We start from the raw sequence: 23,586 nt of genomic DNA on the forward strand, positions 1-23,586 counted from the left end.
CCATAACCTCGTACCATCAGTAGGAGAACTACCTGTCAAGGCATTTAGTAGACATTATCTCGCAGCCCTTTAACTATCTACTTTTTTCGGGATTCCACTTTAATAATAAGTTGACATAACTTTATAAGAACATTTTGGTGATATTTATGTTTATTTCAGCACGACATTTTAACCAAATAAATATGTTTATTCGACGATTTTCTCAGACGTTATTTTTGTTTGCTACGGCCTTTTCTTTTTGTACTCAACTAGCAATAGCGCATCCTGGAGGCGTTGACAAATACGGAGGACATACGTCGTCTAAAACAGGCAAATATCATTGTCACACAGAAAAATGTAAACGTGCTCAATTACAAGTTGAAAATGCTACCCAAGAAGCTAGGCGTGAAAAGCGCTAGTTTAGTTCAGTATATAATAGGGATGATTGGGATCATTGGTTAGATAAAGATCGAGATTGCATTAATACTCGCCATGAGGTTCTTGCGTCAAGTTCGCTTAAGCCTGCTAAGATGTCTCCTGACGGATGCTATGTTAGCAACGGCGTATGGTATGACCCATACAGCGGGAATAAATACACAAGGCCTAGCGATCTAGATATTGATCACATTATTCCTTTGGCTTGGGCTCACCGTCATGGCGGGGCTTCTTGGTCAAAGAGTAAGAAGGCTTTATTCGCCAATGATTATGAAAATCTACTAGCTGTTGATGATGGGTTAAACCAGTCAAAAAGCGCAAAGGGTCCGGATAGATGGATGCCACCGAATAAAGATTACCATTGTGAGTACTTGAGCCACTGGAAGTATTTGATTGAGAAGTACAGCCTTTCCTATAGTGATAAGGGTGCTAGGAAATTTAATAAATTATATTCAAGCTGCAAATCTTAATGTTTCTGACCAAACATTTTTAATATAGTTTCTAGAAATGTAAAAGTCAGCACTGCCTCAACTATTGAAATAGAGGCGAACTAAAACGCACAATTAGCAAGTAAGGCTCAGTCGTAAATGTGCCCAGACTGTGTGAAAACTCTTGATCAAGATTCGCTAATCATTAGAATATATTCTAGTAGTTAGATTAATCTTCTCGGAGTTATTCTCCATGTCTCGTTTCATTTCAGGCCAAGGCCGACATCAAGCCACTTTATTCCCAGAAGTATTGGATGATTTTATCTCCGTTGAGAACCCAGTTAAGGTTATTGACGTTTTCGTGAATGAGCTTGATTTGGAATCTTTAGGGTTTCAACAAATGGTGCCTAAAGGTACTGGTCGTCCAGGCTATCACCCCTCAACTATGCTAAAGCTCTATATTTACGGTTACCTCAACCGAATCCAGTCATCTCGTAGGCTGGAAAAAGAAAGTCACCGAAATGTTGAGTTGATGTGGTTATTGGAACGATTAACACCTGACTTTAAAACCATTGCTGATTTTAGAAAGAATAATGGCAAAGGGATTAAAAATACCTGTCGCCAGTTTGTTGAGTTATGCCGCCAATTAAATATGTTTGATGATTCCGTCTTTGCTATTGATGGAAGTAAATTTAAGGCGGTAAACAACAAGTCAAAAAATTACACACCCAGTAAAGTACAGTTCCATATTGATCGAGTCGAAAAGAGCATCCAAAAATACTTGGGCCAAATGGATGCCAAAGATAACGCTGAAAACGGTACAAGTAATACAGTTTCAGCATCTAAATTAGCATGGCTTAAGCAACGTTTAGTTGAGCTAAAGGAAATTAAAAAACAAGTGAATGAGCATCCTGATAAACAGGTGTCACAAACAGACCCAGATGCACGTTTAATGAAAACTCATCATATGGACCGGCAAGTTTGTTACAATGTCCAAAGTGCGGTTGATACAAAGCACCATCTTATTGTGAGTCATGATATTGTAATGACAACGGATAGAGGGCAACTCAGCCTAGTAGCAGAGCAAGTTCAGAAAACACTAGGAAAGAAGGATCTAACAATCATTGCCGATAAAGGCTACTTCAGTCGTCGAGATATTAAGGCCACGCAAGACCTTGGAATGACAGTTAATGTGCCACAAAGTAACACCTCAGGTTCGGCAAAAAAAGGGATATTCGACAAAGCACAGTTTCAATATGATGAGCTTCAGGATATCTATGTTTGCCCAGCTGGAAATGAACTACCGCATCGACGCAATGTTACTGAGGCGGGTCTTGAACAAAAAGTCTATGTCAATCAAATCGCCTGTAGAGACTGCAATATAAGATCAAAATGCACTACCTCATTACGCGAGCCCAGGAAAATGAGACGGTGGATATACGAAGAAGAAATTGATGCAATGCAAAAAAGGCTAGATGCCGATCCAGACTTACCTGTGATTCGTAAACAGACTGTTGAACACCCATTTGGCACCATTAAAATGTGGATGGGGGCCACTCACTTTCTCATGAAGCGAAAATGTAATGTGAGTATAGAAATGAATCTGCATGTTCTTGCCTACAATCTAAAACGAATGATGAACATTATGGGAACATCTGAGCTGATAGCGGCCATTCGTCGATAAAAGCAATTTGTTGTTTATTTAACTCTCAATACCTACTAAAAGGCCAAAGTCATCACTTTCGTCTCATATCAACACTACAAAACCAAGATCACTATTTAGCGATAACTAACAGAGCCAGCCGATTGAATATCGATCGAGAACAGACTAAACCGTCAAATTTATCGTTTTCACACAGCCTGTGCCAAAAGTTGCCGTTGAAGTTGCAAATTAGTTTTGGCCTAATCGTCATGAGTTAGGGTACTGGAAAATTAAGGCTTTGCTTCTAAATCTGGTGATTTTGCGTTACACGAAACAATATCACTTAAAGACGAATCAGTCGAAGAACTCTTGATCACGACAACCTTTGTCAGCCTCAAAAAAATATATTTTGATTTCTCCGAACTTAGAATGAGTAGAGATGCTATCGGCCAGACACTAATTAGTCTTGATGTCGAATGCCGCTTAAGAAAAAAAATATTATCGATCATATCAACTTTTCAGTTTCTATTCAGGTTCATCGTTTAAAGTCATTCCATCTTGCACTTAACTTAAATCTAGGACATCTATCATGAAGAGAATATTACTTGGTGCAACCTTGCCTGTTGGCCGTCGGTCCTTGGTACTGAATGGTTCAAGTCTTTATGATGACCTACCCATTGGAGACTACCTCATATGAACAACTTTACTAATTTTTTTCTGTTAGCCACTACAATAGTCACGTTTTCGATGGCGGGTGGCTGCAGTAAGTCGTCGGTAGGATCGGAAGCCCTTGGTCATGTTTCGGACAGCGACGTAACCGAGAATGTGAAAGCTGCCCTGATTCAGAGCGTATCGCTGAAGGTCTTCGATATCAACGTCGTGACACCCAAGGGCGATGTGCGGTTGATCGGGATGCTCGACAGCAAGGCGCAGAAGGATGAAGCGATCAGAATTGCGCTTGCCTCAGATTGAGCTCATACCATTCACGACGAACTTACGGTCAAGAAGTAGCGCAGAATAGCCTTCAAACCCCTGAATCTCATTGGCATAGTTTCTGTTCAGCCCTTCGGGCTAGCTATGCCAACTAAATTATCAATGGTCAAGAATTAATCTGCAAGTCTGCAAAATTTATAGTTCACAAAGAGTTTTGAAGAATTAGAGTTGACTTTAAATATGTCCATTTTCTTATGCTCCAGATGTTGCTCTTGTTAGATTTATAGGTAGATCCGAGTGCAAAGGTGCAAAAAAACTTTAATTAGAATTTTTAAATAGTCAGGTTTTAGGCATATTCGTGCAACTTGCTGGGTTTGGCTTAATTGTCTTGAAAGGATTGCTTCTTCAATGATTGCTAAGAGCATAAAACGTTCTATCCTAGGGTTCTACCCGAACAGGGATTGACACTAAGCTATATTATCTACATTTGAAATTGATAAATTTCTAGTAAACTTCATAAAACCTGAACTTTTTATAAATGATAATTTTTGACGTAATAAGATGCGCTCTTAACCGTTTCAAATCTAAATTGAACCTAACCCATCAAGCAACATTGAAAGTCAATTTTTGATCACTGTAAAATCTACACTTACCTCAAAGCCATCCACTCGCCCAGTTGCTGGGGAGTTAATCGTCATCCTTGCACCAACGCCAGAGACGATGGCATCGGCAATGGCCAAACCAAGCCCCAAGCCCTGCACTGCGGTATTTGATCTAACAAAACGTTGCCGTAACTGTGCCAGAGTCTCGGCAGGTATTAGGCTTGCCGCATTAATCACGCTCAATACGCCTTCAGATGAAAAACTGATTTCTATCGGCTGATCTTTAGTGCCATGTTTGATAGCATTATCCAGCAAATTCCGAATCAAAATAGCAAAAGCATCCAGGTCTATGTCAGACATAAACTCACCACTTTGAGGCAAGGTAAGTTTGATCAAACTTACAGGTTTTGATCGCTGGAAATCATCAACAATCAAGCTCAGCAGGCTGATAAGATCATGCTCTTCAGTGGATAAAAGCCCACCGCCTTCAGCTTTGGCCAGTTGCATCAGTTTTTCTGATAAGTTTGATAAATCTCGTATCGTCGCTTCAATTTTGAGCATCCTATCTTTAATGGGCCCCGCTGCTACCTCTTGCTGTAAGTGTTGAATTTGCGCTAATGCTGTGGCAATGGGCGTGCGTAATTCATGTGCGCTATTAGCTGTAAATGAGCGCTCTGACTCTAGTGCTCGGCGCAAGCGACCTAATAAATGGTTGACTGATTCGCTTATCGTAAGAATCTCAACAGGCAAGTCGTTTACCTTGATTGGAGTGAGATCGCCACTACCGCGAGATTCAATGGCAGAACGGTAGGCAAGAACATGGCGCAAGCTATAACGGACAAATGCCCAAGTACCGATAAAACAAAAGGGAATAAGCAATATTAATGGCCAAAATAGTGTGACGGCTATTTCGATTATGGCTTCTCTCCGTTGAGTCAGCGGTTCAGCCACCTCTATGTGTAAGGTATTTTGGACTGCCGAAGCTCCATAAAACCGATGAGTTTCTGATGAACTAAAACCTTCAAGCAAAGTTTCATTAAATAGCTTTGGATCCGCATTATGAGACTGCAACAAAATTGCTCCGGTTTCATCACGAACCAGATATACAAGACGTTCATCATGAGCTTCGAATGACATTATTTGTTGTGCTTGTTGCGGATCTTCTCTGTTAATTATTTCAACCACGGCGAGCGGCATGATACGTTGTGCCGTTTCTGCCAGAGCACTATCAAACAGTTGATTAAGCTTGTTTTGTGACACGTAAACAGTGCCCGAGAGTGCAAGTAGCCACAATAAACTCACGCCTAGGGTTAATCCAATGCCAAGGGTTTTCTGAAGACTTTGCGGTGACTTGGTACCCTGTATATTCATGGCTGCCTCATCCGGTATCCTAAACCGCGCACAGTCTCAAACTGATCCTTACCCAATTTTTTACGCAGACGACTGACATAGACTTCAATAGTATTACTTTCGATTTCGGTGCCATATGCATACAGGTGGTCTTCCAGTTGCGATTTCGAGAGCAAGGTGCCCGGCCTTTGAATAAAGGCTTCAAACAAGGCCCATTCCCGAGCCGTTAAATTGATTGAAACACCATCTCGATAAATGAGATGTTTGGTCAGATCAACCTCCAATGTCCCTATCTGAAGCTTAGGACTTGGATTGCCGGCATAGCGCCTAGAAACTGCCGCGATACGAGCAGAGAGTTCTGACAGGTCAAAGGGTTTTACCAAGTAATCATCAGCACCGGCATTTAAGCCATTGATACGATCAGAAAGTTGATCTCTGGCGGTTAAAATAATCACCGGCGTTTTCTCACCTGATTTACGTACTTGCTTTAGCAAATCGATCCCGCTTCCGTCGGGTAGCATTAGGTCCAGAAGAATTAAGTCATAGTGGGTCGTACGGAGGCTAGCCTCGGCATGGGAAATACTTTGAACCCAATCAATCGCATGACCTTCATCTGCAATTTGATCTTGAATTACTTCACCTAAACCTTCGGCATCTTCTACCAATAATATTCGCATCTCTTACTCTCGGGTGTTCTCAGCAAGCTTAATCATAACCCAAGTTCCTTACAACAAGCTGAAAATTCCCTTCGACGTTCAGCTTATTGTCAGGAAGGCAGGATAAAGTGAACAGTCAATCTTTTAATGGGTGGAAAAATGAAACCTGAAAAAACAAGCATCACACTTGTACTTTTAACCATCGGGATGATAATTGTCTGGGGCTGGAGCTATTTTACGTCCACTTCAGCCAAGGCTTCACTGCCCTGGGAAATTTATGATAATAGCCTCTATCTTAGTGGATTACTCTCAATTGGTTTAATGTCAATAACCATGATGCTCGCCACACGCCCCGCTTGGTTAGAAACTCCCTTCAATGGTCTCGATAAAGTCTATCGTCTGCACAAATGGACAGGTATTTTGGCAGTGGCTTTTGCGGCACTTCATTGGCTAATAGAAATGGGTGATGACGTGATCAAATCCGTATTTGGGCAAGAAGGACGTTTACATGACCAAGATTTTTCAGGCTTTATCGATATGATGCGAGATGCAGCTGAAGATATTGGCGAATGGGCTGTCTACTTAGTTTTTGCCATGCTGGTGCTGACCTTATGGAAACGCTTCCCTTATAAACCTTGGCGCTATTTACACCGCGCAATGCCCATACTATATCTACTTTTGGTATTTCACGCTGCTTGGTTAGCGCCATTAATATGGTGGCAACAACCTATAGGTTTGCTGATGGCGCTATTGCTAGTGGGAGGAAGCATCGCCAGCATTCTGTCCCTTAGCCAAAAAGTAGGACGCTCACGACAAGTTCAGGGCACTATCCTATCAGTATCGAGTTCGACAATGGGTATCATTGAAGTTGTGTGTCAACTTGATAACACGTGGAAAGGCCATCATGCCGGACAATTTGCCTTCGTTACCTTTGATCGCAGTGAAGGCGCTCACCCTTTTACTATTGCCAGCTCGGATCAAGGTAAGGGGCAAATAACTTTTCAAATTAAAGCCTTGGGTGATTATACGACAGACCTAGATCACAAGCTCAGAGTAGGTCAAGCCGTTACCATTGAAGGGCCTTATGGAAAGTTTAATTTCAAGAGGCGCAAAGCTAAGGCAAGCCAAATATGGATTGCTGGAGGCATCGGTATTACCCCATTTCTGGCATGGCTTGAAGATCTGCAAATTCAGCCAGAACAAGCACCCGCAGCACAGTTGCATTATTCCACTCGTAATAGCGCAACAGACCCTTTCGTTAAGCGCTTACAACTGGTTTGTAGTGGTTTACCTAGTATTAAGTTATACGTACATGACGGCAGTCAGGGTGAAAAGCTCACGACAGTTCAACTCCTGAGCCAACATGCACGCAAAGGCGCGATGGAAGTATGGTTTTGCGGCCCATCAACTTGGGCCAAGACATTAGAAAAAGAATTACGAGAAAGCGTAAAAGGCAGCTTATTTTTCCGCAAAGAAGCATTTGAGTTACGGTAAAAAAATAGCCTAGCTTTCAGCTTACTGTCAGGAAGGCCGTTTATGATGAACCATGAAATCAGCAGAACCAAATCAACAGTGAAATAAAAGGACATGCAATATGAAAAACGCTATAAAAAATATCTCAAACAACAAACGTATTACTGCCTTTATTGCCTCATGTTTACTTAGTGGCACAGTCTTAGCAAAAGATGACTGCACTGACCCAGTGACGGACTGGCAACCTAAGGAGCAACTGAGGCAGATCATGGAAGACAAAGGCTGGGACGTAAAACGGATCAAAGTAGATGATGGCTGTTATGAAATTAAAGGTCTGGATCGTAATGGTCATAAGGTAGAAGCCAAATTTTCACCCGCCTCGCTGAGAGTAATAGAGCTTGAAATTAAATTTAACGGTTCAGGAGATACTTCCGACTACTTGGATTTAGGCATCCAATATAGCCCTGAAGAATCTGGCGCCAAAATGAATTCAAAAAATAAGGCCGCAAAGCATAAAGCTAAAGCCATAATCGACTAAATCAATCACTATCAAACAGCTGCCAGGAGTCAATACGATGAAACATTTAGTAATAATACTATGCTTGTTCAGCGCCTCGGCATTGAGCACACAAAGCTTTGCGCGCGAAGTAGTTCTGACCACCGAACTGCAAAGCTATAGCGGGAATGGTGCCTATCTGGCAATCTACTTAACCAATGCGAAAGGTCAATACCAAGATACGTTGTGGATTGCAGGACAGAAGTCAAAATATTACAAGCATTTGACGGGTTGGGCCCGTGGAAGTGGTCTGCGCACCAGTGAGTATGACGGGATAAGCGGTGCCAGCGTGACTAGCGGCAAGACATTAACGGTAAGCCTTGAGCTGGCTGATACTTATATTGATACCGGTTTTCAGTTACGCGTAGATTCGTCAGTCGAGGATATGCGAGACAATCGTAACGATGTTGTGGTGCCATTAACCAGCGAAGGTGCCGGTAAACCTGTCAATGGTAACGGCTACGTCAAAACCTTCACTTACTCGTTTTAATTGGTCTATAGGAAGCCCTACCATGCTACGTAAATTTCACTCTTTGTCTGGTTTGATGGCCGCGCTTCTGATTGTAGTGCTAGCCATTTCGGGTGCAATTCTATCGGTCAAGCCATTTTTGGAGCGCTCACAAGCCAAGGTAGCAGGAACAGCGTCAATCAGTGTGGCCGAGTTAGCTGGTAAGCTAGCTTCTCGCTACCCCGGAGTGGAACAAATACAGCGAACGGACTCTGGAAGCCTGATCGTCTATTTTACCGATAATAACCAGACTGGTGCCGATCTGATCAACCCGATAACGGGCGCAACTATCGGCGCTTATTCAGCCTCACCCTTTATGGTCTGGGTGAAAAATCTACATCGATCCTATCTGCTTGATACACCCGGTCGAATTGGTGCCAGTGTCGCTGCCTTTATGTTGCTGTTATTAACGTTTTCAGGTGCCTTCATGTTGGCAAATCGACTGGGCGGCTGGCGTCATATTTTCCGACCCATTCAAGGCTCTTTTATACAGCGTTTACACCTTCAAGTAGGTCGAATCGCCATACTTGGCCTGATACTATCGGCGACCACTGGCCTTTATATGTCAGCTATAACCTTTGAATTAATACCCGATTATCAATCCGCTGAGCCTGCTTTCCCAGAAAAGGTGAATGGCGGTAAACCGGCATCAATTAATACGCTTTCGGCATTACAGGCCATTTCTGTGACCGAGCTTCGAGAGTTGGTTTATCCGTATCCACAAGATCAAAACGATGTCTATTCAATCACAACTAACCTGGGCCGTGGTTTTGTTGATCAGTCTACAGGTCAACTATTAGCCTTCCAGCCCTATGCTAGTAAGCAGGTAATCTATGAGTTTATTTATATGCTGCACACCGGGGATGGGCTATGGTGGCTAGGCTTATTATTAGGTCTGAGCACACTTACTGTACCACTCATGACATGGACCGGCATCCAGATTTGGTGGAATCGTAAACAGTCGGCTGTGAGCATCAGCAATAATACTACCCCCCGACTTGCTGACACAGTGATACTGGTTGGTAGCGAGAGCAACAGTACTTGGGGCTTTGCCCAAACCTTGCATAATGCTCTTAACCTGGCCGGGTACCTTGTCCACACAGACTCAATGAACAGCTTTTCAAATAATTACCCGCAAGCAAAACGGCTGTTTATCCTGACTGCAACATATGGCGATGGTAAAGCACCCGCATCGGCTAGTCGGTTTCTAACCAGTCTAGATAAGATTACCAAAACACCCGACCTTCCCGTTGCCGTATTGGGCTTCGGCGATCGGCAATTCCCTGCTTTCTGTCAATTCGCTCATGACGTCGAAGCAGCACTCATTGCTAAAGCCTGGCCGCAGTTACTGCCGCTTGATAGCATTAACTGCCAGTCATCTCAAGAGTTTGCCCGCTGGGGCCAGGCAATAGGTAAGGTGATTAATTCTGAGTTGACTCTGGTGCACACCCCAGTGCATCGACATACTATGACGCTGGAGCTTGCAGAGCGAATAGATTACGGTGTAGCGGTACAAGCCCCCACTGCCGTGTTGCGCTTTAAGTCACCCGAGGGTGACAGTAAAAGCATGCTGAATCGTTTTTTGGGGCGTACAAATTTGCCGAATTTCGAAGCGGGTGATTTGGTCGGCATCCTGCCGTCCGATAGCAGCGAAGCGCGCTACTATTCCCTAGCCTCAGCTTCGAAGGATGGTATCTTGGAAATCTGCGTGCGCCAGCACCCCGGTGGCCTGTGTTCAAGTTTCTTACATGCATTATCCGTGGGGGATACCATTAAAGCCTTCATTCAACCCAACCCAGGCTTTCGCCCTTTCTCTAGCAAGGCACCAATAGTCCTGATTGGCGCGGGCACGGGTATCGGACCCTTAGTTGGTTTCATCCGTAATAATAAAGCGCATCATCCCATGCATCTATATTGGGGCGGGCGTTGTCCCAAGTCCGACTTTCTCTATCAACCTGAACTGAATAGCTATCTCAAGGACAAGCGTTTAACAGAACTGAATGCCGTTTTCTCACGAACCAATGAGCGTTCCTATGTGCAGGACAAGATTGCTTTAGATGCTGTGGAACTACGCCAATTGATTGACAAGGGCGCGCAGATTCTGGTTTGTGGTGGCCGAAATATGGCAAACAGCGTTATGGTGGTTTTGGATGAAATTATCGCGCCACTAGGAATAGACGTACAGACACTTAAAGCCCAAGGGCGCTACCGTGAAGATGTTTATTAGGCTACTTACTGATTGTAAATCACATTTTAAGTTGGTTAATTGAATTGTAGAAAATCAAGTAAATTCCATTCTGTTAAGCTTCTAGTATCTAGCGTTTAACAAACTTGTGATATGACTTTTATTTACCATAATAAAGACTAAAATCGTGCAGAGCTATGCTGCTAGTAGAAGAAAAATTAGAAAATGTTTTAAATTTTTGAAGTATAAAAGGCATCGTAATGAGTAAAAGCTTACCAGCTACAGGAAAAGAATTAAAATATTCAGATGATGTTAGCATATTCTCTACAACAATAAAGAAAGGCGTTATTACCTATATTAATGATGATTTTTTGAGTGCCAGAAGATGAATTACTTGGACAAGCACATAATTTGGTTCGACAGCCTGACATGCCCCAAATTACCTTTAAAGAACTTTGGGACACGTCTGCCAAAGGTCCGCCTTGGATGGGTATTGTAAGAATCGTTGTAAAAACGGTGATAATTACTGGGTTGATGCCTTCGTTATGCCTTATAGGGGAGGCAAGAAGAGTGCGGCCTGTAGAGTGTTCGCTTCAAGCCTGATGGTGAGGCGGTCAATAGGACTGAGGAAGCATACGAGAAAATAAACCTAGGTAAAAGTCCGTTTAATTTGTTATCTCCGAAGCATTGGCCAATCTTTACTAAGCTATTCTTAGCTGGCCTTTGTTCATTTTTACCTTTTGTTGTATCAAGTCTTGTTGGAGCAATAAATCTCGATACATTCATCGTTTTGTTGTTGCTTGGATTCGTTATTTTGGCTTCATTTTCCTATGGAATCTCACGGCCCTATGTTAAAGCGAAAAGCGCTCTATCAAAATTATTTTGGAGAGTTCATTTATACAGGAAGAATGAATGATTAATCTAGGACAAAAATTTTTAAGTAACCATTTAGAAACAGCGCTTTGGAGAGTAGCCAGCTCGACAAAAGAGGTTGAAATTGAAGCTGATAATTCGTTTGCCGTTTATCGTAATACCTTTGATCAAACGGAAAAACAGGCACTTTAACTAGAGCAACGCGCATAGGCTATGAACGAAATGGTTGCGCAAGGTAATGAATAAGTGGGTAGCACAAATAGAATATCGAACTTCTGGTTGAGGAGCTCATGTCAACATCTGATAAGGTGAAAAATATTAGTAAGAGTAGTCACTCAATATCAACTCTGGTTGGAGCCATCTACTGCTGTGTTTTCTCTTAACTCTAAATCATCAGTTTTAATTAAAATGGGTGGTTAATGTTCATAATCATTGGTCTTTAGCGTCCCCGAATTGGTCTCTTTCGACCATAAGCCACTATTGACCCAACCTTCAAACTGGCTGTTTTGTCCTTATCTAAACAATGTATCTGAACGGCAACTTTGCGGACTTCACAGGCACAAGAGCAAAAAAGTCTGATCAGATTTCTTTCGAAGGTCGACTTCTGGGCATCCTAGTGCCATGAACTGCCGTTGAAGGTTAAATAGAGCGTGGCCTAATCGTCATGAATTAGGGTGCTGGAAAATTAAGGCTTTGCTTCAAAAGCGTTCATGTTTGACTGACCCAAAAACAGCTTACTTCAAGAGCAAAGCGATCATTATGAACCGAAAAAAAACTAGCTAACTTCCAACCTTCTTGCTCGCTGTTTTCTGAGGATTTAATAGGTAGCGCTTTGTGCTCGATGCCAGTGGTATTTAGTGCAACCAAAAATGATCGATTTCAACAAAGAGTCATTAATATTCCTGCATTCTTAAAATGTTAGTTTTGTGCTCAACCCCCCATATAGAGTACTGTCCCCGTGAGTTCTTTTTCACTCCAGTCAGTCAAGCTATGAAATAAAATAGTCATCTAAGCTTCATTTCTCTGTCATATTCAAACCTTAGCATTCGATTGTGAACCGCAATACAGCGGTGACAATTATTGCGAAAGGTAATGATATGACGTTAAGCCACTCACCTCAGCCAATTCTGTCCACAGACGATCTTGGCATAATCTATCCCGGCGGAATTGAAGCATTACGTGCAACCTCAATCAACTTTCAACGTGGTGAATTCACAGTGCTGCTAGGTTTATCAGGTGCGGGAAAATCATCCTTATTGAGGTCACTGAATCATTTGGTGAAACCTACCTCGGGTAAAGTGATTTCTGCTGAATTCGGAATACTGGATAATCAAGGCATACTGCGCCGGCATCGACGCAAAACCGCGATGGTGTTTCAGCACCATCAACTGATTCTGCGTCACACAGCCCTGCAGAATGTACTCATGGGGCGACTGGGATATCATTCATTCTGGCGTAGTTTATTGCCGCCACCCAAAACCGATCTTGAATTGGCATTGCATTGTCTGGATCGCGTTGGCCTTGCTGACAAAGCCCTGGTGCGGGTCGATCAATTATCAGGTGGCCAGCAACAACGAGTAGGTATTGCCCGAGCTTTGGCTCAGCAGCCGAGTATTATTCTGGCGGATGAACCTGTCGCCAGCCTGGATCCATCCACATCCGAAAAAATTTTGTCTCAATTGAAACAAATCTGTGCCGAAGACGGCATTACCTCTATCGTCTCATTGCATCAGCTTGAATATGCCAAACGTTTTGCCGATCGCATCATTGGTTTAGCTCAAGCCCAAGTGGTGTTTGATGCCGCTCCGCAAGAGCTCGATGACAAACAGCTCAAGTTGATTTATCAACAATCGGCCAACCCCAAAAGAAAAGATAAACAAACCGCCGATACGCAATCCAATTCTTCTTATCAACATTTACCCACTAAAACGGCAACACAACTGGAGATAGCAAAATGAAGCTGTTTAAACAAATACTCTTAGCCACCACCTTGCTGGTGACAGCCATAAGCCCCTGTATGGCAGCAGATGCCGATCCGGATATGCTCAAAGTCGCCTTGCTGCCGGATGAAAACGCTTCCGAACTAATCAAGCGCAATGAACCCTTAAAAAATTATCTGGAAGCCAAGTTAAACAAAAAGGTGGAATTAATAGTCACAACCGATTATTCATCCATGATTGAAGCGATGCGCTTTGGCCGTATTGATCTGGCCTATTTCGGCCCGCTGTCTTATGTGATGGCCAAATCAAAAAGCGATATTGAACCGTTTGCGGCAATGATAATCGACGGTGTACCGACATACCGTTCCATTTTGATCGCCAATACAGAGTCAGGCATTGATTCCTATGCCGACATTAAAGGTAAAAAAATGGCCTATGGCGATCGCGCCTCAACGTCCAGTCATCTCATCCCGAAAACGGTTCTTTTAGAGGAAGGCGGCATCGAAGCGAAAACCGATTACGAACAACACTTCGTCGGCTCGCATGATGCTGTGGCTGTCAATGTGGCCAATGGTAATGCAGATGCAGGCGGGCTCTCTGAGGTGATTTTTAAGTATGTGGTGGAACGTAAACTCATTGACCCGGCAAAAGTTAAAGTTTTGGGCTATAGCAAACCTTATCCACAATATCCCTGGGCAATGCGCTCCAACCTTAATAAGGATCTCAAAGTGAAAATTAAAGATGCGTTTGTCAGCCTGGATGACAAAGAGATATTGAAGAATTTCAAAGCAGAGGGATTTGCACCGATTACCGATGCTGATTATGACGTGATACGTGTTATGGGTAAATTACTGAATCTTGATTTTTCCAAGATGTAAGGATGATTTATGAATACCTACCTGATTACACAAACAGATGTGCTGCAAAGTTACAGCAAGAACTGGAAACGTAAAACCCTGCAGGTGGTGACCTTATTGGTCATCGTTCTGCTGGCAGCCTGGTATGTGAATGTACTGAACTTCGAAATTTTGGCAAATGGCTTGCCTGCAATAGGAACGTTGGCTGGCGAGTCTTTCCCACCGGACTTTACCAACCTTCAAAACTGGTTTTCACCCTTGCTGGATACGCTAGCAATGAGTATTGCCGGTACCGCAATTGCAGTTATATTTTCTGTGCCTATGGCATTTCTGGCAGCGCGTAATACCTCACCTCATGGTGTGATCTTTCAGCTGGCGCGCATCGTTCTAAATGCCCTTCGATCCGTTCCGGAACTGATTATGGGGATTATTTTTGTGGCTGCCGTCGGCTTCGGTGCCTTACCCGGTGTGCTGGCTTTAGCGCTGCATTCCATCGGCATGGTAGGTAAATTCTTTGCCGAAGCGATTGAGCACGTGGATGACGCTCCGGTGGAAGCCGCCCGTGCCGCTGGTGCCTCACCGATGCAGGTGCTCTATCACGCAATTCTTCCCCAAGTGATGCCGCAGTTTGCCGATGTCGCAATTTATCGCTGGGAATATAACTTCAGAGCTTCGACAATCATGGGCATGGTAGGCGCTGGCGGTATCGGTTTTGAACTTATGGGTTCACTACGCATTATGCAATATCAGGAAGTATTGGCTATCCTGCTAGTGATTCTGCTGATGGTCACATTGGTCGATGCCTTGAGCGGCCTGTTACGCAAAAAATTCAAGTAGGAGATAACGATGAAACCAAAATTGGTAATTACGCATAAAGTACATGAAGAGGTGTTGGCCATATTAGCACCGCATTGTGAGTTGATCACGAATCAGACCCCGTTCAGCTTATCACGCAACGATACAATGAAACGGGCGAAGGATGCAGAAGCCTTGATGGTATTCATGCCGGATCGGGTAGATACCATTTTTTTAGAGTCTTGCCCGCAACTGAAGGTCATTGGTGCGGCATTAAAGGGCTATGATAATTTTGATGTCGATGCCTGCACTGAACACAATGTCTGGCTGACCTTTGTACCAGACCTATTAACAGTACCCACAGCTGAATTAACCATCGGCCTAATGGTCGGATTAATTCGGCATATACGGGCGGCGGATCAACATGTACGTATTGGAAACTTTAAGGGCTGGCTTCCACAGTTTTACGGAATGGGAATTGAAGGATCCACTATTGCGATTATCGGCATGGGTGCAATTGGTCAGGCCATTGCACAAAGGCTGAGCGGTTGGGGTGCAACCTTAGTCTATACCGACACTCAGCCTCTGGATGCAGAACAACAAGCAGCATTAAAACTTGAATTTTTGTCTTTGGACGACGCCCTTGCTCAGGCCGATATCGTGATTATGGCACTGCCATTAAACTCGCAAACGCAACATCTTTTAAATACACAACGTTTACAGCAGATGCGGCCCGGTTCATTTTTGGTGAATCCCTGCCGTGGGTCTATTGTTGATGAAAGTGCCATTTTAGATAAGCTTAATAGCGGCCATTTAGCCGGATATGCCAGTGATGTTTTTGAAATGGAAGACTGGGCACGTCTCGACAGGCCAAAGGAAATCAATCCCAATTTATTAACACATCCCAACACCTTGTTCACGGCACATATCGGTTCAGCGGTGAGCAAGGTCAGGTTAGCCATTGAAACACGTGCGGCTGAAAATATTCTCAGGGTTTTGAACGGCGAGCCTCCATTGGATCCGGCCAACCAATTACCCGCACAAAAGGAAATAGCATGCTCAATCTGATCTGGCTGAAAAGTTTGATCATGGTGATTGAGCAGCGCAGTTTTCAGGCAGCTGCCGAGCAGCTGGGATTAGCCCAACCAACTATCTCGCAGCATATTCAGAAGCTGGAAGAAACGCTCTGCGTATCCTTGATTCATCGTGTGCGTAGCGGTTGCCAGCCGACTGAATATGCCCTTCGTCTTTTGCCGTATGCGCAGAGCATGTTGCGACTACAAGACAGAGCCTTGCTGGCTGTGAATCAACCCTCCATGAGAATTGGAGCCAGTTCAAATATCGGCATTTATCTGTTGCAGCCTTACCTGCAGAATTACCGGCATAAACAAGCGTTTATAAATGACAAACTGGATATCGTAATAGACAGCAACCCAGTCGTTGCCGAAAAACTGGAAAATGCTGAAATCGATATCGCCTTGATGGAATGGTGGCCAGGTAAAGCTGGTTTTGAATCTCAAATCTGGAAAACTGAAGCATTAGTCTTGATTACGCCTCCAGATCATCCACTTGCAAAACTGTCATCGATCAGTAAATCAATATTGTCCGGGCTGAATTTGTTAGGCGGAGAATCTGGCAGCGGAACAGGAAGGATACTCAAAAACTACTTGCAGGAATGCCAGCATTTTCCCACTGTATCAATGCAACTGGGCAGCACAGAGGCCGTTAAGCAGGCGGTTCGGGCAGGCATAGGAATATCGCTGGTATTTGCATCGTCAGTTGTTGATGAGGTGCAACATGGAAGTTTATGTGCAATCCCTTTAGAGGATCATGCGCTAACAAAAGACATCCAGCTGGTCTGGCGGCAGCAATCGACCATTCAGCAAAAACAGCCGCAATTTGTTGAATATTTACTCAGTTCATAGGTCAATCTTTAACAAAAAATATGATACTGCTCCCACGCAAATATAGATTCACCCAACGTATGACTAGGCAAGCACTTTAAAAACACAAATGATTCTTAGGATCATTGGGTCAGAATAGTTTATTTTCGAGCAAATATTGGGAGATTTGGTCACTATGTAGTGGTCAACTATTTCCGGACAGTAAATTAAGTCTTTCTTCTGCTTTTATCGGTGTCAGCCCACTATTGTAATCATGTGGGCGGACGGTGTTGTAATACCGGGTAAAGTAACGCCCGATATCGAGTTTCGTTTCTTTCAATGACCTATATCCAGTTTCAGGAACCCACTCGGATTTCAAGCTCCTGAACACTCGTTCCATCGGTGAATTATCCCAGCAATTTCCACGTCTACTCATGCTTTGCTTAATTCTGTAACGCCATAGCCTCTGCCGAAACTTGGTGCTTGAGTACTGGCTTCCTTGATCCGAATGAAACAACAAACCTTTGGGTTTACCGCGTTGTTCATAGGCACGATCCAGCGCCATACAGACAAGATCCGCATCAGGGTGATTCGACACCGCCCAAGCGACGACACGGCGCGCGTACAAGTCCAGCACCACTGCTAAATAAACCCACCGATCGCCAGCCCAAATAAAGCTGATGTCACCACACCAAACCTGATTGGGCATCTGCACAGCAAACTCCCTGTTCAGATGATTAGGGATATCTGGGCGCTCATGTCTTACGGTTTTGTATGCATGGCGACCTGGTTGCTTGCTGACGAGCTGCGCTTCCCTCATCAGGCTGCGGACCTTGTAACGTCCGATCGTAATACCCGACTCATTCAGCATGCCCTTGATCGTTCTACTGCCTGCAGATCCTCGACTGAGGTTATAGAACTCGCTAACCCTCGCCCTGAGAGCGAGCCTTTCTGGATCAACCTCTTTCGCTGACTGACGACGGCCATAGTAACTTGACCTAGCGACTCCAAATACATGACAGACCGTTTCTACAGGGGCTAACTCACTTAATTGGTCTATCAGCGCGTACGTTCCATCTCGTCCGACATCAAGAGAGTTGTAGCCTTTTTTAAAATCGTTTTCTCCAGTTCTAATCGTTTAACTTGCTTCTCAAGCTCTTGAATACGTTGCTGCTCTGGCGTTAGAGCTTTGTTTTTGGGCGTGGTCCCACCTCGTTCCTCTTGAAGCTGGCTAACCCACCGCCTTAACGCTGACTCACCGATCCCCAGGGACACACAAGCCTCCGATATTGTGTAATCTTGATCCAGCACCAGGCTGGCTGCTTCATGCTTGAACTCTGCAGTGAAGCTTCTTCTCTTTCTGGTCATCTGACACCTCGTTTAGGGTGGCAATAATACCACCTTAGTTGGTGTCCGGATTCATTAGACCACTACACTTTAGCCTGTCTTTAACGATAGATTCCTTAGCGACAGAACGGCTCTTATGGTTAGGGTTTCTTGCATTACTCCTTACTGAGTAACACCAACTTCCTACATCACAAGTTCTGCATGAGTTGTCGATATCGAATTCAAGCACTGTCATTTCGGGTTTCAGAACTTCTGTTATCTTGTCTGTAATGTGGATGATTATTTCTGGACGATACTCCATCAAACTCGATTCTCCCCGTAGATAGCTTCGAGAACTTTGTATCCGTCAAGAATAATAGCTTCATGCATTTCATTAATCGAATTAACGTTAAGCAGCGTTTCGTCAAAATTGACATATAGTCTAGAAGTAGCAATATCGTTATGGTTAAGAGCGGTTTTGACAGCTAGTTCCATATGAGTTGTTGTGAATCTTTTTTCAGGATCGTTGGCAAGCTTTCTAACAATGTTCATACCAAAGGTAGCTCTAAGGTCGTGCGGCGCAAACTCATCAAGTTCAGGCCGATCTTGTCTTACACGAGCAATGAAATTGCGAATATTTGCCCGAAAAGTGCTTCCGTTTTGAGGACTGAATGCAGGAGCATTGACAACCCAATGAGCAGCTTCATCTTGCCTCTTCCTGATCTCACTTCGCGAGGAATAGAATGGATTAGATTGCTCTGTTAAGAATACATAATTTTCATCGCTCAAACCGAAGAAGCTGCTTTTCATTCTTTTAGCGTTTAGTTCGCTATTTATATAGACGAACAATTTCTCAATAAGGGTCTTGGGGAACCTAAAGTTATTAGGCTTTCCAAACTTAGTATCGATTGGGAATCTACTTCTGTGAGAATGAATAAAAACCCAACTTTTACCAGTACGTTTAAGTTCGTCATATGCCTCTTTAATGTGGCCTACACGAAGGGTACATGCTGATTGAATCCGCGCTCCCGTATTGAGCATAGTCAGCATAATTAATTCGGTTGCTACTGAGCAATACTTTCGCTCCAAGCCCCACATTATTGCCTGTTGCTCGGCTATGGATAGAGGGCGCAATTCTCCACCATCCATTATTCTGTCTGGCCGAGTTTCTGCTTTTGTAACCTTGATAGAAATATCGGTTGTTTGGACCTCTTTAAATCGAGATAAACCCTCATTATTCAAAGTCTGAACATACCTCTTAAAGCTTCTAAATGGTCTAGATCCAATACGAGACTCATCTACAAGATTGTGGTTGAGTATACCTCTATAAAAAGCAATGACATGGCCGACATGTTTACTTGCGGTACTTGGAGCCATTCCTAGATCAATAAGTTCTTGTAGTTTATATCTGAAAAGATAGGTTGATCGTCTTCTCGTTTGCGCTGGGAATTCAAGTAAATCTAGATCTTCGTCTTCAATGAACTTTAGATAAAAACACAAGCTTTTTGCTCGATCCTTGATTGATTCCATTTTTGATCTAAGAGCAGTGTTTAGGTGGCAAAGAAGGTAAGCATTGCCCAGATCCCATGGAACTCCGTTCCCATTCAAAATTACTGGCATCTCTGGCCAAAACCCAGGCTTTCTTTCCCATTGCCAACCATCTTCAAGACAACCTGCTGGATTTGTATAAATTGCTTTTCCTTCTTGAAATTTCTTTATATACACAACTCTTGCTTGTGAACGAAAGTGTTTGGAGGAATTAAATCTTCGTCTAGCCACTAAATTGCCTCTTAATAAATCATATGTTCATTTGTATATTTTTATAGGTAGATGTCAACTATGATTTTACTAGGGCCTGTTCACACTAATTAGCCTATCAGCAATCAATGAGAAGTTGATAAAGAACCTGAATACGACATCAAGTTTATCAAAACGGCTAAAAATTCTACGAAATCCTTTCAGTCGTCGAAACAGGCGCTCTACCTCATTCCTCTTTTTGTACATTTCTTTGTCGTATTCCCATGGTGTCACACGATTTATCTTTGGAGGAACAACAGGCATCATTCCCAAATCCAAAATCAACTGGCGCGTATCATCCCCTTCGTAGGCTTTGTCCATGATGACACTTGCCCCTTCCCAGCCACAGCCTTCCATGGTTCTCAGCAGGTCACGGCCTTCGGGTGCATCTCCAGACTGCCCTGGTGATAATGAAAAGGCTACAGCAGTTTTATCGTCAGCCGCTACCATGTGAATTTTAGTTGTCCATCCACCTCTTGATTTACCGATGGCTTGTTGACCGTTTTTTTTAGTGCACCTGTGCCATCGGGGTGGACTTTAATGATCGTGCTATCCAAAGAAACTTGATCAACTTGGATGTTGATAACATCTGCGCTCTGGAGTACCGAGAATACGTGATCCAAAACACCTTTCTTCGCCCAGCGATTCACTCGCATGTAAATGGCATGCCAGTAGCCAAAGTGCTCCGGAAGACCTCTCCATTTGCAGCCATGTTCTGCCACGTATAATACGGCGTTAATCACCTGTATATTCGGTATTTTTACATTACCCCGTTGTATTGGGAGCAAATGCTCAATGATTTTAAACTGCGCTTTTGTAATTTCCATAGGCGCTGATTTTATCAAATTTAGTGTGAACAGGCCCTAGGTAGAGAACTCAATGGGGATAGATCAAATTTTCGATTTGGCATGATTCCGAATGAACCAAGAGCCTACGGTCAATGTGATTTCGAAGTTGATTTCAAAGACCGCCGTGCAGAACCACCAGCTAACCGTCAGGGTGATATTGCTAGAATTTATTTCTACATGCGAGATCAATACGGCCTAAGACTAAGTAGGCAACAAACTCAGCTATTTGAAGCTTGGGCAAGAATTGACCCGGTTGATGAATGGGAAAAAGTACGTGATTTGAAGATTGAAACTATTCAAGGCAACTCGAATTGCTATGTAACATATGGCTGTTAACTGAAAAAAATTAGTTGAATAAAGTCTTCTATTAACAAATGGGGGGGCGACTCTAACTCACTTTTACCCCATTTAGTGTTAACTTTACCGCTCAGTGCCCCCCAAAAAACTGTCCCTTATGCTCGTACAAGCGCCTCGAAACAATGATGATGGTGGTATATTCCTGCTAAATACAGGACTTAAAAATGCTATTATTGCGTATATAAACCCTCTAATCCAGGTAAATCAAAAAACTGAGATGGGTTACCGTTTTTAACTTGATGTTGATAGTTAATACGATTGCTGCTGGTAACTAATATACAGTGCTTTTTTGCTCTAGTAATACCAACAAAATGTAGATTCAGCTCTTGCTCCCAGTTATCGTAATGAACATCCCATGAGCCCGGAACAACAAGCCTTTTAGGATGAACCCAGTCATAAAGATCTAAATGATAAACCACATCAAATTCCAGTCCTTTGGATTTATGTAGAGTCATTACTTGTACTTCATTTTCGTCAATTGGCAGATAATGTTTTAGTAGCTTACTATCAACACAAATATTATGAATTAGCGCTTTATCTGAATCTGAAACAATACAATTAAAAATATTTTCAGAAGTATAAATAATCGACTCTGCAAGCTCTTCATGATCTTTACCCATAACATCAACAATCAATCTGCGAAGGTTAGGGACTTGTTGCTCTTGAATTCTTATGTACCGTTCAACCATTTCGATTACATCGTTAACCCTATAATCAGTATTAAAACGATACCGCAGTAAGCTTGTAAACAAATTAGTAATACGGGTATTTCTAACAGCTAATGGATCTTCATCAAAAATTCTAAAAGGGACTTTTAGTTTTTGCTCTAGAAACTCCAGAGATATATTATTTCTAACTAGAATACCTATTTTAGAATAAGAGTCTGTTATACCTTTTTCAATAATATCAAGAATAGAGTCACTAACTTGTTCAGACACATCAAGCTGAGTACCTTGATAACTCCATCTATGAACTCTTATTTCATCAGTGGGAATTAAATCACAAGCTGGGTTAAACAATCTGTTCGAATAGTTGGTAATAGAAGGGTGGCACCTGTGGTTTATGTTAACTATGTGATGTTCAAAGACATCAGGCTGCGTGGTCAAACTTGTAATATATTCGGGGTTACTTCCTCGCCATACATAAATCGATTGCTGTGTATCCCCAACAGCAACGCCTGTTAAACCCAGTTCTATTAACTTCAAAAATAGCATATGTTGAGGTTCAGATGAGTCCTGATATTCATCAACATAAATAGAAGAATACTTTGCTCGAAAGTAGTTTTGGCAGGCTAAAGAGTTACTTAGAATATGGTTAGCCATTACCCCTAAAAGCTCAAGCAAAACATATCCATTCTCATACAAAGTTTTAATGTCTTGTTCAAATGTTGGATAAATGTCATTTTTGATGTCGCCAGAGTAAGCAGAAATAGTAGGTAGTTGATCTTTTAATGCTTGGGGAATCTCATTGAATAATTTGCACTCAATAGCTGACGAAAAGTGGCCTATCAATCTGGAACCAAATGGATAAATAATTTCGCTTAAACAAAAATGATCAATTGTCCCGAAAAAACTAGCCTTTAAATCACACGCATCTTTTTTACACCGTTGTTTTAATTCTTTGCTGGCTTTTACCGTAAACGTAATACCAATCACGCCCTTATAGTCAGGAAGCGATTGCACTTCATTTCTTATTTTTTCTACGACAATAGTTGTTTTACCGCTTCCTGGGCAAGCAGTAATAACCATATTAGAACCTGACACAATTGCAGCTTCTTGATCTGGAGTAAATTCAAAATTGGCCATACTAAGCTGTTACCTGAGCAACTGCGAATGCTAAGGGTTTTGCCAGTTCACCACCGACCAAATTGACAAACGCACCTCTATTTTGTGAAATAAACTCTCGCATTCTAATCGCTTTTTTACCTTGCAAATACTTGATGGCATCTACAACGTCCGTTTCACCAGCGAAAGCTAAGAGTTCAGCTTCCAACTCAAGAGCGATATCATTCTCAAGGTCTATCTTTGATAAGAACATACCATTTGGATTTACTTGGTTAGAAGCATTCTGCCAAGCGCCATTATCAACAAGGTCTTGTGATGTAGTATTCGCCGGATAATATGGAGCATTGGGTAAACCCATTAGAGAAAAACAGCGATTAAA

At 42.8% G+C, this 23,586-nt stretch carries 22 protein-coding genes and 1 pseudogene; 16 read left to right on the forward strand and 7 right to left on the reverse strand.

Features of this window, described 5'->3' with window-relative positions:
• Nucleotides 1–182: 182 nt before the first annotated feature.
• The 4 genes from B3014_RS08705 to B3014_RS08715 all read left to right on the forward strand — a co-directional run bounded on the left by B3014_RS08705 (nucleotide 183) and on the right by B3014_RS08715 (nucleotide 3,456).
• Nucleotides 183–398: a YHYH domain-containing protein gene (locus B3014_RS08705; protein ID WP_289286956.1), complete on the forward strand. Its 216-nt coding sequence runs from the start codon at nucleotides 183–185 to the stop codon at nucleotides 396–398.
• Nucleotides 399–509: 111 nt separating this feature from the next.
• Nucleotides 510–884, forward strand: coding sequence for a GmrSD restriction endonuclease domain-containing protein (locus B3014_RS15090; protein ID WP_414683051.1), 375 nt, complete (start codon nucleotides 510–512; stop codon nucleotides 882–884).
• A gap of 211 nt (nucleotides 885–1,095) precedes the next feature.
• Nucleotides 1,096–2,526: an IS1182 family transposase gene (locus tag B3014_RS08710; RefSeq protein WP_154904126.1), complete on the forward strand. Its 1,431-nt coding sequence runs from the start codon at nucleotides 1,096–1,098 to the stop codon at nucleotides 2,524–2,526.
• 651 nt (nucleotides 2,527–3,177) lie between these two features.
• Nucleotides 3,178–3,456 (forward strand): BON domain-containing protein, encoded by a 279-nt coding sequence (locus B3014_RS08715; RefSeq protein ID WP_289286946.1) that lies wholly within the window; start codon nucleotides 3,178–3,180, stop codon nucleotides 3,454–3,456.
• A gap of 581 nt (nucleotides 3,457–4,037) precedes the next feature.
• Here the strand turns inward: B3014_RS08715 and B3014_RS08720 are convergent.
• Both B3014_RS08720 and B3014_RS08725 read right to left on the reverse strand, forming a co-directional pair.
• Nucleotides 4,038–5,390 carry an ATP-binding protein gene (locus B3014_RS08720; RefSeq protein ID WP_226755510.1) on the reverse strand — a complete coding sequence of 451 codons (1,353 nt, stop codon included), beginning with the start codon at nucleotides 5,388–5,390 and terminating at the stop codon, nucleotides 4,038–4,040.
• Nucleotides 5,387–6,046, reverse strand: coding sequence for a response regulator transcription factor (locus B3014_RS08725; RefSeq protein WP_226755509.1), 660 nt, complete (start codon nucleotides 6,044–6,046; stop codon nucleotides 5,387–5,389). The genes B3014_RS08720 and B3014_RS08725 overlap by 4 nt, the downstream gene beginning before the upstream one ends.
• Nucleotides 6,047–6,184: 138 nt before the next feature.
• Between B3014_RS08725 and B3014_RS08730 the strand changes: the two genes are divergently transcribed.
• From B3014_RS08730 to B3014_RS08780, 11 genes are all read left to right on the forward strand, one after another.
• Nucleotides 6,185–7,519 (forward strand): ferredoxin reductase family protein, encoded by a 1,335-nt coding sequence (locus B3014_RS08730; protein WP_289286947.1) that lies wholly within the window; start codon nucleotides 6,185–6,187, stop codon nucleotides 7,517–7,519.
• Nucleotides 7,520–7,619: 100 nt separating this feature from the next.
• Complete coding sequence (locus B3014_RS08735) at nucleotides 7,620–8,036, forward strand: PepSY domain-containing protein (protein WP_226755508.1); 417 nt, start codon at nucleotides 7,620–7,622, stop codon at nucleotides 8,034–8,036.
• Between the two features lie 37 nt (nucleotides 8,037–8,073).
• Nucleotides 8,074–8,544 carry a DUF2271 domain-containing protein gene (locus tag B3014_RS08740; RefSeq protein WP_226755507.1) on the forward strand — a complete coding sequence of 157 codons (471 nt, stop codon included), beginning with the start codon at nucleotides 8,074–8,076 and terminating at the stop codon, nucleotides 8,542–8,544.
• A gap of 22 nt (nucleotides 8,545–8,566) precedes the next feature.
• Nucleotides 8,567–10,789 carry a PepSY domain-containing protein gene (locus B3014_RS08745; protein ID WP_289286949.1) on the forward strand — a complete coding sequence of 741 codons (2,223 nt, stop codon included), beginning with the start codon at nucleotides 8,567–8,569 and terminating at the stop codon, nucleotides 10,787–10,789.
• A gap of 218 nt (nucleotides 10,790–11,007) precedes the next feature.
• Nucleotides 11,008–11,136, forward strand: coding sequence for a hypothetical protein (locus B3014_RS08750; RefSeq protein WP_007146142.1), 129 nt, complete (start codon nucleotides 11,008–11,010; stop codon nucleotides 11,134–11,136).
• Between the two features lie 523 nt (nucleotides 11,137–11,659).
• Entirely contained in the window at nucleotides 11,660–11,812 is a 153-nt protein-coding gene (locus B3014_RS08755) for a hypothetical protein (RefSeq protein ID WP_007146141.1), read from the forward strand.
• A 905-nt stretch (nucleotides 11,813–12,717) separates the two neighbouring features.
• Nucleotides 12,718–13,578: a phosphonate ABC transporter ATP-binding protein gene (gene phnC / locus B3014_RS08760; protein ID WP_007146140.1), complete on the forward strand. Its 861-nt coding sequence runs from the start codon at nucleotides 12,718–12,720 to the stop codon at nucleotides 13,576–13,578.
• On the forward strand, nucleotides 13,575–14,438 hold the full coding sequence (gene phnD / locus B3014_RS08765; protein ID WP_007146139.1) for a phosphate/phosphite/phosphonate ABC transporter substrate-binding protein: 864 nt from the start codon (nucleotides 13,575–13,577) through the stop codon (nucleotides 14,436–14,438). The genes phnC and phnD overlap by 4 nt, the downstream gene beginning before the upstream one ends.
• A 9-nt stretch (nucleotides 14,439–14,447) precedes the next feature.
• On the forward strand, nucleotides 14,448–15,254 hold the full coding sequence (gene phnE / locus B3014_RS08770) for a phosphonate ABC transporter, permease protein PhnE (protein WP_007146138.1): 807 nt from the start codon (nucleotides 14,448–14,450) through the stop codon (nucleotides 15,252–15,254).
• A 9-nt stretch (nucleotides 15,255–15,263) separates the two neighbouring features.
• A complete protein-coding gene (locus tag B3014_RS08775; RefSeq protein ID WP_007146137.1) occupies nucleotides 15,264–16,280 on the forward strand; it encodes a phosphonate dehydrogenase in 1,017 nt (338 codons plus the stop codon).
• Entirely contained in the window at nucleotides 16,268–17,137 is an 870-nt protein-coding gene (locus B3014_RS08780) for a LysR family transcriptional regulator (protein ID WP_007146136.1), read from the forward strand. Before B3014_RS08775 ends, B3014_RS08780 begins: the two co-directional genes overlap by 13 nt.
• Before the next feature lie 163 nt (nucleotides 17,138–17,300).
• On the opposite strand, the gene B3014_RS08785 is transcribed toward B3014_RS08780, so the two are convergent.
• The 3 genes from B3014_RS08785 to B3014_RS08795 all read right to left on the reverse strand — a co-directional run bounded on the left by B3014_RS08785 (nucleotide 17,301) and on the right by B3014_RS08795 (nucleotide 21,045).
• A protein-coding gene (locus B3014_RS08785; RefSeq protein WP_289286951.1) for an IS3 family transposase occupies nucleotides 17,301–18,463 on the reverse strand; the annotation gives its coding sequence in 2 pieces (ribosomal slippage) (nucleotides 17,301–18,208 and nucleotides 18,208–18,463; 1,164 coding nt in all).
• Nucleotides 18,464–18,742: 279 nt separating this feature from the next.
• Complete coding sequence (locus B3014_RS08790) at nucleotides 18,743–20,200, reverse strand: site-specific integrase (protein ID WP_289286952.1); 1,458 nt, start codon at nucleotides 20,198–20,200, stop codon at nucleotides 18,743–18,745.
• Between the two features lie 69 nt (nucleotides 20,201–20,269).
• Nucleotides 20,270–21,045 (reverse strand): IS5 family transposase gene (locus B3014_RS08795; protein WP_289286953.1). Its coding sequence is split into 2 segments (ribosomal slippage): nucleotides 20,270–20,730 and nucleotides 20,730–21,045, totalling 777 coding nucleotides; the frame shifts between segments, so codons are not numbered across the junction.
• Between the two features lie 57 nt (nucleotides 21,046–21,102).
• On the opposite strand from B3014_RS08795, the pseudogene B3014_RS08800 reads away from it, so the two are divergent.
• Nucleotides 21,103–21,402, forward strand: a pseudogene (locus tag B3014_RS08800) (endonuclease); the annotation flags it as partial.
• Nucleotides 21,403–21,593: 191 nt separating this feature from the next.
• Here the strand turns inward: B3014_RS08800 and B3014_RS08805 are convergent.
• On the reverse strand, nucleotides 21,594–23,228 hold the full coding sequence (locus B3014_RS08805; protein WP_289286954.1) for a UvrD-helicase domain-containing protein: 1,635 nt from the start codon (nucleotides 23,226–23,228) through the stop codon (nucleotides 21,594–21,596).
• 1 nt (nucleotide 23,229) lies between these two features.
• A partial coding sequence (locus B3014_RS08810; protein ID WP_289286955.1) for a hypothetical protein occupies nucleotides 23,230–23,586 on the reverse strand: 357 nt, incomplete at its 5' end.

The organism is Methylophaga sp. UBA678, from assembly GCF_002299105.1.
In the GTDB taxonomy this organism is placed as follows: domain Bacteria; phylum Pseudomonadota; class Gammaproteobacteria; order Nitrosococcales; family Methylophagaceae; genus Methylophaga; species Methylophaga marina.